Raw genomic sequence first — 16,284 nt, 5'->3', positions numbered from 1 at the left:
AATGCCCTGTATGGGGGTCCCAACCAGACTCGGTCGGTACGTCGTGCGCCGACGCCTGGGCTCAGGCGGTTTCGCCACGGTGTGGCTGGCTCATGACGAGCAGCTCGACGCCGAGGTGGCGATCAAGGTGCTCGCCGACAACTGGGGTCACGACGACTCGGTCCGGCAGCGGTTCCTCGAGGAGGGCAGGTTCCTGCGCCGCGTCGAGTCCGAGCACGTCGTCCAGGTGCACGACGTCGGCGAACTCGAGGACGGCCGCCCGTTCCTGGTGCTGACGTACGCCGACCGCGGCACGCTGGCCGACCGGCTCAAGAAGGCGCCGCTGGAGCTGCCGGACGCCGTCGACGTGGTCGTCCAGGTCGGTCGCGGCCTGCAGGCGCTGCACCGGCGCGGCCTCCTGCACCGCGACGTGAAACCGGCGAACGTCCTGTTCCGCAGCACCGACGACGGCGAGCGGGCGGTGCTGTCCGACCTCGGGCTGGGCAAGTCCCTCGACGAGATCTCCCGCATCACGATGCCCGGCGGCACCCCGTCGTACGTCGCTCCTGAGCAGGCGCTCGGTGAGCGGCTGGACCAGCGCGCCGACCAGTACTCGCTGGGCGCGGTCGCGTACGCCGCTCTGACCGGCCGGTCCCCGCACCAGGTCGACGGACTGGGCGCCGCGAGCCGGGTCAAGGTGGCGCCGCCGCCCAGCTCGCTCGGGTTCGAGCTGCCGGGGCAGGTCGACGCGGCGATCGTCCGCGCGCTGGACCCGGACCGGGAGAAGCGCTGGCCGGACGTGCAGACGTTCACGCGGCAGCTCGTGGGCGCGCTCGACGAGACCACGCGCGACTTCCCGCTGTCGACCCGCGAGACGGTGGTCGTCGCGTCCGAGGACCTGGACGCGAAGACGGCGCTCAGCGACGAGAACCAGCCGACGATCGTGAAACCGGCCGATCCGTCGGAGACCGCGCCCGCGGACGCGGAGACCGTCGCCGTGGAGAGCGCTGGGGTTGGGAGCGCCGCGGGGGAGAAGGCTGCGGCGGAGCCCGAGGTCAGTGAGTCTGCGGGCGCCGAGGCAGAGACTGCCGCGGTCGCGACGACGGCGCCCCGGAAGCGGCGGCGCGGGCGATGGGTGGTCGCCGCCCTGCTGGCGCTGCTGGTCGGCGGCGGCGTCGGGTACGGCGGTCATTGGTACCTCTCGGGCCGCAAGATGATTCAGGTCTCGGAGGGCCAATTCTCGGTGACCCTGCCCGAGGCCTGGGCGCAGTCGATGGCTAAGTCCAACTGGACCGCGCCCGGCGGCACGGGGAGCGCGCCGGCGTTCCGCGTCAGCCGTGACCCGGACTGGTCGGGGAAGACGCCAGGCGTGTTCATCGGGGTGTCGAAGTCGAAGCTGGCGGTGCCGGACGGCAAGCAGTGCGGCAACGAGGGCACTGTGCAGCCGCACATGGTCCGTGAACTCTCAGTAACCGACCGGTTGTCCGCGGACTGCTTCGGTGCCGATATCGTGCTCCTCCAACGGGTCGTCGATCACGGGGACGGCGGCTCGCTCCTCGTACAGGTGGTCGTGCCCGGATCGGATGTCCTCCGGGCCACGGAGATCGCCGATTCGGTGCAATACACGTCCTAGGAAGTCCCCATGCGTTTTCCGACCGAACGGCTCCGGCCGTCGCCGGCGCTGCTCCAGTCCGCCCGTCGCAGGTTCTACCGGCTCCGCTCCACCATCTTCCGCACCATCTGGCCGGCCGACTGACGTCACACCCCCTCCGGTCACCAGCGGGCGAGCACCCGCAGAAGTCCGGCGAGCGCAAACATGTGGAGACACCGCGCTCACCTGGAGATGCAGACCGCAAGAACTGCAGCTCGACAGTACGTACATGCCCACTACCCGCAACCGTGAACTCTAGGCTTTGCCCACCTTGGGCACCGATCAACCGGCATTCGCGGCGAATTCTGGTTGACCCGTGCTCAAGGTGCTCACTGGCAAGCAGGGCGCCGCCGCGGCCTCGCCCAACTGCTCTAGCCCGACAGCGGAGTATCCCGACGCTGAACGCTGTCGGTCGCATGGTCAAGCACGTCGAGCAACGCGTCCTTGTCCTGAGGGAGTCCTGTGGAGCTCATCTCGACAGCACAGTTCCCAGTGTCATCCGCAACCCAACGCACGATGACATGACGCAGGACGCCTTCGGGGGAGAGTTCCTCGTCCGGCACGTAGGTGTAGCTGAGTGTGGCGTAGTTCGCTTCCACTTCCTGCGACAGGATTTTCACCATCTGGCTCGCCGAGATGCCGGCGAGCTGCTTGAGCCGGGCGGCCAGCGAGTCGGCGGGCGGCCGGGTGATCGTGAAGCCGGCCTCGACCCGGATCCAGCGCTTCTTGGTCCGGTCGGTGAACCGGCCGCTCTTCGGCGGAGTCTGCTTGGTGTACACCCAGTCCGACGGCACGCGGACCGAGATCCGCGACCTGACCATGTCGGTGACCGTGAAGGTCCGGGTCGCGTAGCTCAGGTCGTCGGCATCGAGCGCGGGCGACTTGTCGTACGTGACCTTGCGCGGTGGCCCGGTGGGTGTCGGCGTGGGCGTCGGCGTCGTGCCCGGGGTAGGGCTCACGGCGAGTGGGGCTGCGGTGCCGGCCAGGCTGGGTTCCTTGGTGAGGAACAGGCCTACGCCGTAGCCGCCCGCTCCGCCCACGCCCGCGAGCGTCAGCAGACCGGCGCCGAGCATGGCGCGCCTGCTCACCGTCCCCGCCACGCCCCCACCTCCCCAGAGATCTACTAAAAGAAGACACCTCAGCCCCCACAGAGGTTGCACCGACTAAGTAACGATTCCGTGAAAAGGGGGTCAGCCGGTCTCGTTGACCGAGGTGCTGGCCTTGTCGAGGATTTCTTTGAGGGCGTCCGCGTCCTGGGGGAGGCCGGTGACGCTCATCTCGATGTTGGTGTTCTCGCCGTTGATGGCGATCCAGCGGACGATCACGTACCACAGGGTCTCGCCTGGGATGTACGTGTAGACCAGTGTCGACACCGTTCGGGATTCGCCGTCGTCGCCGGTGATCACCTCGGACGTGTGGTCGAGGACGCGGACGTCGTTCTCGGGCGCCTGGCTCTTCTTGAGGTCGACGATCAGTTGGGCCATCTCGTCCGCCGGCGTGCCCTCGGCGGGTTGGTCGGCCTGCACCCGCACGCCGCGTTGTTCGACCTTTTCGACATATCTGACCTGGTCCGGGCGCTTCGTGTCCCTGGTCAGCCGCCAGCCCTGTGGCACCTCGAGGGACAGCCGCACGGTCTGACCGTCCTTCGTCTGCACGGAGAACGAGCGTTCGGTGTAGTCCAGCCCGGGCTCGAGCGGCTCCTCGTTGTTGGGGATCGGGGTCTTGACCGGGGTCGAGGGCTCGGTCGGAGACGGTGTGGGGGACGGGGAGATTTCGCCGAGGGGGCCGGCTGTGCCGGAGGCGGTTGGTTCCGGGGTGTCGAGGTAGTCGCCCGCGTAGTAGCCACTGCCGGCGCCGAGCGCCAGGGCCAGCAGCAGGAGGCCGGCCAGGAGAACTCGTCTCACGCTCGCACCCGTCCACAGGTCGGCGCGGGCGGCACGACAGACGTCGTACCGGCCGGATGCGGGCAGGCGGTCACGGGCACGTAGCCCATCTTCTCAGGCCAGGTGGGCCGGGCCCCAAAACCCCGGCGGAGGCCTTTTCACACCGGGCCGGACTGAATCCTTTCAACGAGGTCTTGACACCCTCCCGGGCCGTACGTACCGTCCCCGTGACAAAAGTAACACGATCCTGCGGTTACTTCACATTCTTGGCCGGTACTTCGGCGCTCAGGAGGAACCATGGCACTCGATCGATCCGTCAGCCGAAGGCGGCTCCTGCAACTCGCCGGTGGTGCGACCCTGGCCGGTGCGTTGGCGGCCTGCGGCGGCGGCAACGGCAGTTCGTCGTCCGGCGGCCCGCTCAAGGTGATCGGCGCCGGCAGCCAGGAGGCCGGCCTGCGGAAGGCTCTCGACGACTACAAGAAGGCGCATTCGGACTTCGACTTCAACCTCTCGTTCTCGCCGGCCGACCAGCTGCAGACCGCGCTGCGCGCGCAGCTCGCGGCCGGTAACGCCCCGGACCTGCACGCGGTCTACCCGGGTAACGGCAGCGCGATGTCGATGGTCCAGCTGAGCAAGGCGAATCTGCTCACGGACCTCAGCAGCCAGTCCTGGACGCAGAAGATCCCGACCGGTTTCAAGGGCGCCTTCCAGAACGACGGCAAGACGTTCATCTTCTCGCCGGGTACCAGCGTGCTCGGCGCGATCTACAACAAGAAGGCGTTCGCGACCGCGGGTGTCGACGTACCGACCACCTGGTCGGAACTGCTGTCGGTGTGCGACAAGCTGAAGAAGAAGGGCATCGTGCCGATCGCGCTCGGCGCCCAGACCCCGTGGGTCACGCAGCTCATCGACTACGCGCTGGTCCCGGGCACGGTCTACGCCAAGACGCCGGACTTCGACGACAAGATGACCGCCGGTACGGCGTCGTTCGCGGACTCGGGCTGGGCGGACGCGATGGACAAGTACCTCGAGCTGCAGAAGAAGGGTTTCTTCAACGACAACCCGAACGGGACGACGTACGAGCAGGCCACCTCGATGGTCGGTACCGGCAAGGCCGCGATGGCCGTCCAGGTGTCGGCGGTCCTGCAGGCGTTCCGCGCGGCGTCGCCGACGCCGGACGACCTGGGCATGTTCCCGTTCCCGGCCACCGATGTCGCCGCCGACAACTGGATCCCCGGCGGCGTCGTGGTCGGTATCGCGGCCAGCGCGAAGAGCAAGAAGGCCGAGGAGGCGAAGAAGTTCATCGAGTACTGCGGCCAGCCGGAGGTCGTCAACGCCTGGGCCGAAGCCGTCGCGTGCGTCCCGCTGTACTCCGACGGCGACGCCAAGGTCGACCCGGTCCTGAAGCCGTTCCTCCCGTACCTGAAGGACAACAAGGCGGTCCCGTTCATGGACCAGCGCTGGCCGAACGCCGAAGTACAGCCGACCCACTTCGCCGTCGTCCAGGAACTTCTCGGCGGCAAGAGCACGGTCCCGGCCGCACTGAAGAAGATGGACGAGGCCTACCGGAAGAGCGCATGACGGTCACAGCTCAGGCCGTACGCCGGGACGCTGTCAAGGCACCGCGGCGCCGCGGCGGCGGGATCGCGCCGCCGTGGTTGTTCGCGGTGCCGGCGTTGCTGATCTATGTGCTGGTTGTCTTGTATCCGGCGTTTTCCGGGGCCGGGTCGGCGTTCACGGACTGGTCGGGGGTGGGGGCGCAGCGGTCGTTCGTGGGGCTGGACAACTTCCAGCAGTTGTTCCACGACGACCAGGCGCTCGGGGCGTTGCGCAACACGTTGCTGCTGACGGTGGCGATCGTCGTCGTGCAGAACGGGATCGGGCTGCTGCTGGCGCTCGGCGTCCACACGGGGATCAAGAGCCGGATGGTGCTGCGGGTGATCTTCTTCGCCCCCGTCGTGGTGAGTCCGGTGATGGTGTCGTTCCTCTGGAAGTACGTGTACAACCCGGCGCCGGACGCCGGGCTGAACGCGGCGCTCGGGGCGATCGGTCTCGGCGGGTTGCGGCAGGACTGGCTGGGCAACCCGTCGATCGCGTTGTGGTCGGTCGCCTTCACCGTGATCTGGCAGTGCGCCGGGTATTCGATGGTCATCTTCCTGGCAGGTCTGGAGGGCGTGCCCGCCGAGCTGCACGAGTCCGCGATGGTCGACGGTGCGGGCACCGTGGCCCGGTTCCGGCACATCACCTGGCCGTTGCTCGCGCCGGCCGTGACGATCAACCTGATGCTGTCCACGGTCGGCGGCCTGACGCTGTTCACCCAGATCATCGCGATGACGAACGGCGGGCCGGGGTACGCGACCGACACGCTGTCGACGGTCCTCTACAAACAGGCCTTCGTGTTCGGGAAGTTCGGGTACAGCACCGCGGTGGCGCTGGTCCTGGCGATCTTCGTCGCGGCCGTGTCCTTCATCCAGATCGGGTACCTGCGTTCGAGGGAGACCGCGGCATGAGGAAGTACAAGCCCCGTACCTTCGTGCTGGAAGTCGTCATGGTGGCGGTCGCCATCGCCTTCCTCTTCCCGGTCTACGCGCTGGTCACGCTGGCCTTCAAGGACCCCGGCCAGATCGCCAACAAGCCGCTGTCACTGCCGGATCCGCCGTCGGTCGGGAGCTTCGGCGAAGCGTGGCAGTCGGCGTCACTCGGCTCGGCGCTGCTGAACAGCACGCTGATCACGGTCAGCAGTGTTCTGGTGCTGATCGTGCTGGGATCGCTGGCGGCGTACTTCCTGGCCCGTACGGCGACGCGCCTGAGCTACACGCTCTACATCCTGTTCCTGGTCGGCATCATCCTGCCGTTCCAGCTCGGGATGATCCCGCTCTACCAGATGGTCAACGACCTGGGCCTGCTCGGCACGTACCAGGGGATGATCCTGTTCTACACGGGCATCCAGTTGCCGTTCACGGTGTTCCTGTACACCGGGTTCATCCGCTCACTGCCGGCCGATTACACCAACGCGGCGCTGATCGACGGCGCCTCTCATCTGCAGGCGTTCGCGCACGTGATCTTCCCGCTGCTGCGGCCGATCACGGGCACGGTCCTGATCCTGAACGCCGTACACATCTGGAACGACTTCTTCACCCCGCTGCTGTACCTGGGCGGATCCGGCCGCGAGACCGTCCCGGTCCGGGTCTTCGCCTTCGTCAACGAGTACACGTCCAACTACGGGCTGGTGGCCGCCGGGCTGGTCCTCGCGGCGCTCCCGATCCTGCTGCTGTTCCTCGTCCTGCAGCGCTACGTGATCCGCGGATTCGCCTCCGGATTGAAGGGATGACCTCTCCGCCCAGGACACTGAGCACCTACAAGCGAACAGAGGGGGATCGACATGGTACGTCGACTCGTGGCCGGGGTCCTGGCCGTCGGGGCGCTGCTGGGTGGGGCCGTGCTGGTGGGAAGCGCACCGGCCGAGGCGAAGACGGTGGCGGTGTCGGACACGCTGCTACCGGGGCAGAAGTTGATGGCCGGGCAGTACATCCGTTCGAAGAGCGGCGTGTTCACGCTGATCATGCAGCCGCGCGGGGACGCCAAGCTGTACCAGCGCGGAGTGAAGGCTCCGCTGTGGGCTTCGGGCACGTGGCGGCCGAACTCGGTGCTCGTGATGGGCACGGACGGGACGCTGCAGGTCATCTATGGCCGGACGAAGGTCTGGTCGATGAGCATCAAGAGCGTCGGCGCCAAGCTGGTACTGCCGAACGACGGCAAGCTGGCGATCTACAACACCCGCGGTAAGGCGAACTGGAACCGGCACATGGTGATCGGCACGCTGATGCCGCAGAGCAAGATCGCCGCGGCGGACGCGTACTGGGACGAGGTCATCATGTACTCGGTGAACCGCGTCTACACGCTCAAGTTCCAGCCGAACGGGAACCTCGTGCTGTTCAGGAACGGCACCACCGCGCTCTGGAGCACCGGCGTGACGAAGGCCTCCGAGGCGTACGGCTGGGTCGGCCCGAACGGCGACTTCGCCACCGTGAACGCCTTCGGGGACCTCACGTTCTTCTACGAGACCCGTCGCCCGGGCAGCGTCCTCCAACTCCGCGACGACGGCCACCTCGTGATGGTCAACGGCCGGACCGTCGTCAAGACGTTCCACTGACAGACAAGGGGAGTGGGATGGTACGTCGTTTGTTGGCCGGAGTCCTGGCCGTCGGGGCAATGCTGAGTGGAGCTGTGCTGGTGGAAAGTGCACCGGCCGAGGCGAGAACGGTGGCGGTGTCGGACACGCTGCTGCCGGGGCAGAAGTTGATGACGCTGCAGTCGATCAAGTCGGCGAGCGGGGTCTTCACGCTGACCATGCAACGCAACGGGAACGTGACGCTGCTCCAGCGCGGCGTGGCGCAGGCGCTGTGGATGTCCGGAACGTATCGGCCGGGGTCGGTGCTCGTGATGGCGGCCGACGGCACAATGCGGATCATCTACGGGCGGACGCAGATCTGGTCGATGGGTGCGGCCAGCCCGCAGGCGAAGCTGGTGCTGCCGAACACCGGTCTGCTGGCGATCTACAACACCCGCGGCAAGGCGGTCTGGAACCGGCACATGGTGATCGGCACATTGATGGCGGGCGCCATGCTGCGTGCGCCTGACGCACTCGGCCGCGACGTGACGATGTACTCGCTGAACCACGTCTACACGCTGAAGCTGCTGACGAACGGGAACATGGTCTTCCTGAGGAACGGCACGACCGTCCTCTGGAGCACTGGCAAGACCCAGTGGCCCGAGTCGTCCGCCTGGATCGACGTTAACGGTCTCTTCGGCACCTACAGCCGCGACGGAGACGGCACCTGGGACTTCCATACCCACAGGCCTGGCACCGTCGTCCAGATCCGCAACGACGGCCACTTCCTGCTGATCAACGGCCGCACCATCGTGAAGACGTTCGTCTAGTAGACCTCGATGCGGTCCAGGCTGATGACCGCGCTGGTCGAGGCGGGGTTCTTGTCGCCGGTCACGCGCACCTTCAGGGTGTGCGGGCCGGGCGGCAGGGCCGGGCTGATGTACATCAGTTGCTCGCCGACGCGGATCGAGCTGTAGTAGTCGATCCGCTGCTCCGGTCCGCCGTCGACCGAGATGGCGGCGATGCCGTTGCCGGTGTCCGCGACACTCAGCAGGGCCACACGGGTGCCGGTGAACTGGATCGTCGCGGCCGCGTTCGGCTCCCAGCTCCAGTGGTCATTGCCCCAGAAGCACTGGTTTCCGCAGCCCGACCCGGAGCTCCACGCGCCGGTGTAGGCGACGGTCGCGTCGGTGTCGTTGATCCAGTAGTTCGCCGAACCCGGGTCGCCGGACGGCAGGTTCTGGGTCGCGCCCGCGGCGAGCGGCCGGCCGAGGTTCGGCGTACCGTCCGCGTTCCAGGTGATCTTCTGGACCCGCGTCGTGCGGTACGAGTACGTGTAGGTGCTGGTGTTCTTGCCGTGGTACGCGATCCAGTCCTCGGTCCCGTCCGGTGACTTGAAGAACGAGTGGTGCCCGGGACCCCACACGCCGGTCTCGTCGTTGCGGGAGAAGACCGGGCCGGGATGTTGCACCCAGTTCGCCGCGACCATCGGGTCGGCGCCGTTCGCGATGCTCTTCATCCACAGCTGGTAGTCCGGCTTGCCGGTGTCGCAGGTCGAGTAGGTCAGGAAGGTGCGCGTCGCGCCGTAGAGCGGGGTCGGTCCTTCCCGTACTTCGGTGCACCCGCCGTCGGCCGGGATGGCGACGCGGCCGCCGGTAGCGGTCCACGGGTTGCTCATCCGGACGATGTACAGCTGCGCCGGTCCGCCCTGTCCGCGGCCCGGGCCGGTCCAGACGAAGTACTGCTGCCCGTTGACCGTGATCGGCTCGCCGTCGATCGCGTACTCACCGAAGTCCGCGATCTTCGCCTTGAAGCTGTACGGGCCGAGCGGGTCGTCGCCGGCCGACTCGAGCACGTACATCCGGTGGTTGGCGTCGACGCCGTCGGAGGCCGTGTAGTAGATGTACCAGCGGTTCCCGACGTGCCGGAACGCCGGCGCCCACATCTGCGTGTTGCGGCTCGTGTCCGAGTCCCGCCATACGACTTGCTCGGGTTGCACGAGCAGCGTCGCGAGGCTGGTCGACGACCAGATCCCGATCCGGTCGCCGCGCGTGGTCGCGACGTAGTACTTGCCGTTGTAGAACATCAGGGACGGATCCGCGGACGGATTCACCGGGTTCCGGAACGTCTGCGACGTCACAGCGTGCTCCTGCTGGTCGGCTGCGGATGCGGTCGGAGCGAGCAGGCCGCAGAGCAGTGCGGCGGCCAGGGCGGCACGGAAGATCCTCATGACACACCTCTCGAAACCTGGGGCGGACCGGTCTCGCTCTCGTTTGTACCGGCTACTTCCAACGTTGTAAACCTTTCGGCCAGGAACCTGAGGCCGGCAGCCGGCGTCACACCGCACATGAAGCTCAAGGTTCGGGTCGTGCACTACCGGCACGATTGCTGGTACGCCGACATCGACGACGCCGACGACCGGCAGCCCGACGACCCCTTCTGGTACGCCGACTGCCGGACCCAGGCCGAGGCCATCGCGCTGGCCTGCACCGAACTCGCCGCCCTCGAGGCCGGCGACGTCCCTCCGTGCCGCTTGAGCGAGACGCGCGTGAACGCCGCATAGACCCTCACGCCCCGGCATGATGGGGCGATGCTCGGGGACTCGGACGGCACCAGGGGCGAAGCCACGATCGAGCAGATCGGGCGCCGGCGGACCTTCACCAAGACGCTCCAACTCGCCATCGTCCTCGCGATCGTGCAGGTGCCGATGCGGGCCGCCGTCCAGCAAGCGGCCGGTTCGGCGGCGGAGTGCGCGGCGCCGGCACGGCTCTCGATCCTCGTCGACTCGGCGTTCGTGCTGGCCGGCGTGTACGCGGCGTACCGGGCGTACAAGTACGTCAAGTTCCTGAACCTCCAGTCCTGGCGGCGGGTCGCGGTCGTCGGGTGGTGGCTCGTCCTTGTCGCCGCCGTCCTCGACATCGCCGAGAACCTGGCCCTCTGGGGCGACTTCGCGTCCGCTCCGTGCGCTGACCTCTCCACCGGCTGGTTCACCTGGCTGGCGCGGGCCGTCGTCGTGGCCGGCGTACTGATCCTCGCTGTCAGCCTGTTCGCGACGAGCCGCTTCGGTCAGCGGAAGTGGTACGGCGCGGAGCCGCCGCCGCCCGCGACGTTCCGCCGGGCGAAGCGTGACGACAAGGACAGCGGCCGCCTCGTCATCACCTGTTCCGGCGGCGGGATCCGCTCGGCGTCGTTCTGCCTCGGTGCGCTGCAGTTGTTGCGCGAACGCGGTCTGTACGACAAGGCCTCGACAGTCATCGGCGTCAGCGGCGGCGGATACCTGGCCGCCGCCTTCCACGTACTTCGCCGTACCTGCGCCGACCCGTTCTCGCCGGGATCACCCGAGCTGGCCCGCCTGCGACGGCAGACCCGCTATCTCCTGTCCGGTGGCCGGGCGATGTTCCGCGCGGCGTTGTCGGTGCTGTTCGGCCTGGTGGTGAACCTGTTGCTGATCGGCATCACGCTGCGCGCGATCGCCTGGATCCTCGGCTGGTTCCTCGCGGACCAGAAGGTCATCATGGACGGGCTCCGGGTGGACTGGAAGCCGAACGACTCCTGGTTCTTCGTCGGCATGTCCGTGTTCCTGCTCGCGGTGAGCGCGCTGATGTTCCTGATCGAGAAGGTCTGGGACCGGTGGGCGCGGATGCCGGACCTGGTCCGCACGATCCTCACCACGATCGGCAACGTGACCCTGCGGTACGGCGTACCGGTCGCCGTGCTGTTGCTCGGTGTGCCGGGAGGCCTTTACCTGTTGGGGAAAGTCCCCGGTGAGTCCATCGACCAACCGAGTCTGCCGTCGGCGCTCCTGGCGTTGGTCGACCCCACGAAACAGGGCGTGGCGTCGTTCAGCGCGCTGGTCGTCGTACTGATCGGCCTGGGTAAATCGGTCTGGAACGGGCTGACTGTCGAGGGCAAGGCGGCGACCGGACTGCGCGCGCGGTTGCTGGTGTTCGCGCGGACCAAGCTCGCGCCGTGGGCGGGGAGCGCCATCATCGTGATCGCCGCCGTGATCGTGCTGCTGCGCTGGACCGGCGGCTACGCGACCGATGCGACGTACCAGGAGGACTGGAACGTCGCGCTGATCCTGGCCGCGATCGCGCTCGCCATCAAGGTGCTGACCGACGCGAACCGCACCTCGCTGCACTCCTTCTACCGGGAGCGGCTGTCGCGCGCGTTCCTGGTGAAGCGGCAGGACAACGGCGCCGCGGTCGGACTCGACTACCACCTGCGGCTGCGGTACTCGGACTGGGCGAAGCCGATCGACGGCGGGCCGCAGCTCGTCATCGCCGGCGTCGCGAACGTCGACGACCCGGACTTCGTGCCGACGCAGCGCGACTGCGTGCCGTTCGTGTTCGACGCCGAGCAGATCGGGATCGTCGGGGACCGGTCGCTGCCCGACGGCGGCCGGCGCGAGACGGCCGACTACGAGCGCGAGGCCGACGTCCTCAAGCGCGAGGTCACGGTGCCCGCGGCGATGGCGATCAGCGGCGCCGCGTTCAGCCCGTTGACCGGCCGGGTGAATGCCCGGACGCGGCCGGTGCGGCTGCTGCTCGCCGTACTCAACGCGCGGCTCGGTGTGTGGCTGCCGAACCCGTACTGGAACAACCGCGCCGAGGCCGCGTTCCCGGACCGGCGCGGGTTCGTCGCGAAGGTACGGCGGTACGTCGGCAGCGTGATCGACAAACCCGGCCCGTACCGGCTGCTGCACGAGGCGGTCGGGTCTCCGTCGATGTACGAACGTCGGATCTACGTCACCGACGGTGGTCATTACGACAACCTCGGCCTGGTCGAGGCGCTGCGCCGCAAGCCCGCCCAGGTGATCGTGATCGACGCCTCGAACGACGCCGAGGACCGCTTCACCGCCCTCGCCGAGGCGATCGCCACGGCCCGGATGGACCACGGCATCGAGATCAACCTCGACCCGTCCCCGATGATCCGCGGCACCAAGCCCCGAGCCGACCGGGCGTGGGCGTACGGGATCGCGACGCACCCGTTGGATGAGGGTGAAGAGAAGCCGTACAAGACCGAGATCTTCTTCGTGAAGGCCGTCCTCGCCGGCCACCTCGACTGGGACCTCGAGCAGTACGCCGTCGAGCACGCCGACTTCCCCCGCCGTACCACCGGCGACCAGTTCTACGACGAGTGGGACTTCGAGGCCTACCGCTCCCTCGGCCACGCCCTCACCGAGTCCCTTGTCGACCATCACCGAGTGCACGACCGGTTGTACGACGTGTAACCAGCGAGCTGTCCACAGATTCTCCTGTGGATAACGAGTCTTGACTGTGGACAAAGGGGCTGTTGCTGTGGACAACCGGGGTGTTGCCTGTGGAAGGGGCAACAAAATCCTTTGAGGATGCACGTGCAGTCCGGTGGTTGAGAGAACGGTTGCCGGAGCGCTGTTTCGGTGCTGAGATGGGTCCTCGTACGGGCTGAAACTTTACGAAGATTTATCCGTGACGTTCGGTGTGCCAGATCGTTGATCTGTCAGACAGTTCCGCTCAGCGGATCGCTGGGGAATCCGGAGGGACCGCTAGTGCACAAGTTCAACCCGCCGCCGCAGTGGCCGCAGCCGCCGACGGACGGCTGGCGTCCGCCGCCCGGATGGACGCCTGACCCGACCTGGCCCGAGGCCCCGGCGGGCTGGCGCTTCTGGCTCAACCGGAGCGGTCGTCGCAGCAGCGGCCCAATCGGTGCGTACGGCGCGGTCGACGCGGGCCGGCTCGAGCTGGCCACGGCCGACACTGCCCTGGTTCTGATGCACTCCTGACCCGACGCTCCTGGCTCCCGTAGGCCGACCGGCTTGCGGGGGCCGTTTTCTGTCCGCCTTCGGTCAGGGGCTGGTGCGTTCTTATCGTCTTCTGGTGTTATGTTATCAATGCAGATAACACTCACCTGGGAGGCGCTTCGTGGGCTGGATCGGGCTCGACCTCGGCACGCAAAGTGTGCGTGCCGTGCTGGCCGATGCCAAGGGTCACGTTCTGTCCCGTGCAACGCGTCCGCTTACCAGCCACCGTGACGGCGTCCGTCACGAACAGGACCCGCAGGCCTGGCTGACCGCCGTCGACGCGGTCCTCGCGGAGGTCGGATCGACCGGCGTCGACGGCGTCGCGATCTGTTCCACCTCCGGCACGTTCCTGCTGACCGACCGCGCCGGTCGCCCCGTCACACCGGCCCTGATGTACGACGACGCGCGCGCGACCGCCCGTCGCGACCACATCGTGGACGCCGATCCGGAGCGCTGGGCGACCAGCATGCAACCGACGTGGGCGCTCCCGAAGATCCTCGACCTCGACCTCACGGACCGTCACGTCGTCCACAGCGCCGACTTCGTCGCGGCGCACCTCGTCGGGCACCCGGTCGCGACCGACACCAGCCACGCCCTCAAGACCGGCTACGACCTGATCGCCGACGCCTGGCCGACTGCGGCCTTCGACAAACTCGGTCTCCCGCTCACCGCGTTCCCCGAGGTCGTCCGCCCGGGCACCGAGCTCGGCCGCACGCCGGACGGCGTCCCCGTGTACGCCGGTATGACCGACGGCTGCGCGGCCCAGATCGCCGCCGGCGCCCTCGCTCCCGGCGCGTGGAACTCGGTCCTCGGCACCACACTTGTCCTCAAAGGCGTCAGCACCGAGCTGCTCACCGACCCCACCGGAGCTGTCTACAGCCACCGTCACCCCGACGGTGGCTGGCTACCTGGCGGCGCGTCCAGCACCGGCGCCGGCGTACTCACCGAGCTCCTTCCCGGCGCCGACCTCGACGCCCTGGATCGAGCCGCCCACCCGGTCGATGCAGTCATCTACCCCATCACCAAGACCGGCGAGCGATTCCCCTTCGTCGCACCACAGGCCGAACGGTTCACCCTCGGGAGCACCAACGACGACCTGCAGACGTACGCCGCCGTGCTGCAAGGTGTCGCGTTCGTCGAGCGACTCGCGTTCGAACACCTGGAGACGCTCGGCGCGGACCCGGTTCGCTCGGTCTCGCTGACCGGCGGCGCCACCCAGGCCGGGTACTGGAACCAGCTCCGCGCCGACGTCCTCGGCGTACCGGTAGAGCTTCCGGCGATCCCGGACCCGGCGTACGGCATGGCGGTGCTGGCCGCGTCCGGCGGGACCGATCTCACCGGGACGGCGCGCCGGATGGTCCGGGTCGACCATGTCCTCGAGCCGCGCGGCGAACGACTGGACGATCTGTACGGCGAGTTCGTCGCCGAACTCGACCGCCGGGGGTACAGGGGATGAGAACGACGATCGTGCTGGCCCGCCACGGCCGCACCGAATGGCACCACGGCAACCGCTACACCGGGTCCACGGACCTCCCGATCGACGAGGTCGGCGTACGGCAGGCGCAGCAACTGAAGGACTGGGCGGCGGACTATGCGCCGGATGCGCTGTGGGCGTCGCCGATGCTGCGGGCCCGGCAGACGATCACGCCGACGGCGGAACTGCTCGGCCTCACGCCCACGCTGGATGCCCGGTTGCGGGAGGTCGACTTCGGGTCGGCCGAGGGCAAGATGCTGAGTGAGCTGCCGCCGGCGGTGGGCAAGGCGTTCGAGCTCGACCCGGTGCGCGACCACTTTCCGGGCGGCGAGGATCCGGCCGCGGCGGCCGATCGGGTCCGCGAGGTCTTCGACGAGATCGGGCAGCGGCACCAGGGCCAGAAGGTCCTCGTGGTCGCGCACAACACGCTCATCCGGCTGCTCGTGTGCAGGGTGCTCGGTCTGCGACTGAACGACTACCGCAGACTGCTACCTGCGCTCGGTCCCGCGGCGCTCGTGCGTTTGCGCTGGCAGAACGGCACAGTGGGTCTCGAGGCGTTCAACGTTCCTCCTGTGCGAATGGAGACCCTGGAATGACAACGGATGTCGACGGCGACACCACCGAACTGAGTCGTCCCGCGCGCCGGCAGGCCGAGATCGCGGCGTACGTCGTGAAACACGGCTCGGTGTCGGCGAACGATCTGGTCGAGGCGTTCGGTGTGAGCGTGATGACCGTGCACCGCGACCTGGACGAGCTCGAGCGGCAGGGCGTGGTCCGGAAGTACCGCGGCGGGGTCAGCGCGCAGCCGACCAGCGTGTTCGAGAGCAATGTCGCGTACCGGCTGAACACCGCGCACGCGGAGAAAGCCGCGATCGCCCGGCACGCGCGGGCGATGATCGAGCCCGGGATGTCGGTGATGCTCGACGACTCGACCAGCGCGCTGGCCCTGGTCGACCTGTTCGAGGACATCGCTCCGTTGACCGTGGCAACGAACTTCCTGCCGGCGATCACCAAGCTGGCGCAGCTGCGGGACGTCACGCTGCTGGCCCTCGGCGGGATCTACTCGGCGACCCACGACTCGTTCGGCGGGATGCCGTGCGCGGAGGCCGTCGAGGCGCTGCACGCCGACCTGCTGTTCTGCTCGGTGTCCGCGGTGTCGTCGACGCACGCGTTCCACCAGGAGGAGGAGATCGTCCTGGTGAAGCGGGCGATGCTGCGCTCGGCGCGGACCAAGGTGCTGCTGGTCGATCACGCCAAGCTGCAGCGCACCGCACTGCACCGGCTGGCTCCGCTGACCGATTTCGACGTCGTGATCGTCGACGAGAAGACCCCGAAGGACCTGATCGAACCGCTGCGCGACCACGGCGCCACCGTGGAGGTCGCCAAACTCTAGGAGGGGGCATC

At 68.0% G+C, this 16,284-nt stretch carries 15 protein-coding genes; 12 read left to right on the top strand and 3 right to left on the bottom strand.

What is annotated here, in order from left to right; translation table 11 throughout:
• The first annotated feature begins 10 nt into the window (after positions 1 to 10).
• Entirely contained in the window at positions 11 to 1,612 is a 1,602-nt protein-coding gene (locus E0H50_RS00675) for a serine/threonine-protein kinase (RefSeq protein WP_131283648.1), read from the top strand.
• A 389-nt stretch (positions 1,613 to 2,001) separates the two neighbouring features.
• Here the strand turns inward: E0H50_RS00675 and E0H50_RS00670 are convergent, their stop codons facing one another.
• Both E0H50_RS00670 and E0H50_RS00665 read right to left on the bottom strand, forming a co-directional pair.
• Positions 2,002 to 2,730: a hypothetical protein gene (locus tag E0H50_RS00670; protein WP_131283646.1), complete on the bottom strand. Its 729-nt coding sequence runs from the start codon at positions 2,728 to 2,730 to the stop codon at positions 2,002 to 2,004.
• 90 nt (positions 2,731 to 2,820) lie between these two features.
• The gene (locus E0H50_RS00665; RefSeq protein ID WP_131283644.1) at positions 2,821 to 3,534 is read right to left on the bottom strand and encodes a hypothetical protein; all 714 of its coding nucleotides are present in this window, start codon (positions 3,532 to 3,534) and stop codon (positions 2,821 to 2,823) included.
• Positions 3,535 to 3,810: 276 nt separating this feature from the next.
• Here E0H50_RS00665 and E0H50_RS00660 point away from each other — a divergent pair, with 276 nt between their 5' ends.
• The 5 genes from E0H50_RS00660 (at position 3,811) to E0H50_RS00640 (ending at position 8,454) form a co-directional block, all read left to right on the top strand.
• The gene (locus tag E0H50_RS00660; RefSeq protein WP_131283642.1) at positions 3,811 to 5,094 is read left to right on the top strand and encodes an extracellular solute-binding protein; all 1,284 of its coding nucleotides are present in this window, start codon (positions 3,811 to 3,813) and stop codon (positions 5,092 to 5,094) included.
• A complete protein-coding gene (locus E0H50_RS00655; protein WP_131283640.1) occupies positions 5,091 to 6,023 on the top strand; it encodes a carbohydrate ABC transporter permease in 933 nt (310 codons plus the stop codon). Before E0H50_RS00660 ends, E0H50_RS00655 begins: the two co-directional genes overlap by 4 nt.
• Complete coding sequence (locus tag E0H50_RS00650; protein ID WP_131283638.1) at positions 6,020 to 6,844, top strand: carbohydrate ABC transporter permease; 825 nt, start codon at positions 6,020 to 6,022, stop codon at positions 6,842 to 6,844. Before E0H50_RS00655 ends, E0H50_RS00650 begins: the two co-directional genes overlap by 4 nt.
• A 51-nt stretch (positions 6,845 to 6,895) precedes the next feature.
• Positions 6,896 to 7,666, top strand: a complete 771-nt coding sequence (locus E0H50_RS00645) for a hypothetical protein (protein WP_131283636.1) — start codon at positions 6,896 to 6,898, stop codon at positions 7,664 to 7,666.
• Between the two features lie 80 nt (positions 7,667 to 7,746).
• Positions 7,747 to 8,454: a hypothetical protein gene (locus E0H50_RS00640; RefSeq protein WP_131283634.1), complete on the top strand. Its 708-nt coding sequence runs from the start codon at positions 7,747 to 7,749 to the stop codon at positions 8,452 to 8,454.
• Here E0H50_RS00640 and E0H50_RS00635 read toward each other — a convergent pair.
• Positions 8,451 to 9,854, bottom strand: a complete 1,404-nt coding sequence (locus E0H50_RS00635; protein ID WP_131283632.1) for a family 43 glycosylhydrolase — start codon at positions 9,852 to 9,854, stop codon at positions 8,451 to 8,453. The genes E0H50_RS00640 and E0H50_RS00635 overlap by 4 nt on opposite strands.
• A 117-nt stretch (positions 9,855 to 9,971) precedes the next feature.
• Between E0H50_RS00635 and E0H50_RS00630 the strand changes: the two genes are divergently transcribed.
• From E0H50_RS00630 to E0H50_RS00605, 6 genes are all read left to right on the top strand, one after another.
• Positions 9,972 to 10,187 (top strand): hypothetical protein, encoded by a 216-nt coding sequence (locus tag E0H50_RS00630; protein ID WP_131283630.1) that lies wholly within the window; start codon positions 9,972 to 9,974, stop codon positions 10,185 to 10,187.
• Between the two features lie 27 nt (positions 10,188 to 10,214).
• Positions 10,215 to 12,857, top strand: coding sequence for a patatin-like phospholipase domain-containing protein (locus tag E0H50_RS00625; RefSeq protein ID WP_131283628.1), 2,643 nt, complete (start codon positions 10,215 to 10,217; stop codon positions 12,855 to 12,857).
• A 297-nt stretch (positions 12,858 to 13,154) separates the two neighbouring features.
• On the top strand, positions 13,155 to 13,388 hold the full coding sequence (locus tag E0H50_RS00620) for a hypothetical protein (protein ID WP_165546960.1): 234 nt from the start codon (positions 13,155 to 13,157) through the stop codon (positions 13,386 to 13,388).
• Positions 13,389 to 13,527: 139 nt separating this feature from the next.
• The gene (locus E0H50_RS00615) at positions 13,528 to 14,862 is read left to right on the top strand and encodes an FGGY-family carbohydrate kinase (RefSeq protein WP_131283624.1); all 1,335 of its coding nucleotides are present in this window, start codon (positions 13,528 to 13,530) and stop codon (positions 14,860 to 14,862) included.
• A complete protein-coding gene (locus E0H50_RS00610; protein WP_131283622.1) occupies positions 14,859 to 15,476 on the top strand; it encodes a histidine phosphatase family protein in 618 nt (205 codons plus the stop codon). Before E0H50_RS00615 ends, E0H50_RS00610 begins: the two co-directional genes overlap by 4 nt.
• Positions 15,473 to 16,273, top strand: a complete 801-nt coding sequence (locus tag E0H50_RS00605) for a DeoR/GlpR family DNA-binding transcription regulator (protein ID WP_131283620.1) — start codon at positions 15,473 to 15,475, stop codon at positions 16,271 to 16,273. Before E0H50_RS00610 ends, E0H50_RS00605 begins: the two co-directional genes overlap by 4 nt.
• Positions 16,274 to 16,284: the final 11 nt, after the last annotated feature.

The sequence above is a fragment of the Kribbella sindirgiensis genome, assembly GCF_004331435.1.
Classification (GTDB): domain Bacteria; phylum Actinomycetota; class Actinomycetes; order Propionibacteriales; family Kribbellaceae; genus Kribbella; species Kribbella sindirgiensis.
Note: the sequence above shows the minus strand (reverse complement) of the source record. Positions and strands in the feature narration are given on the sequence as shown.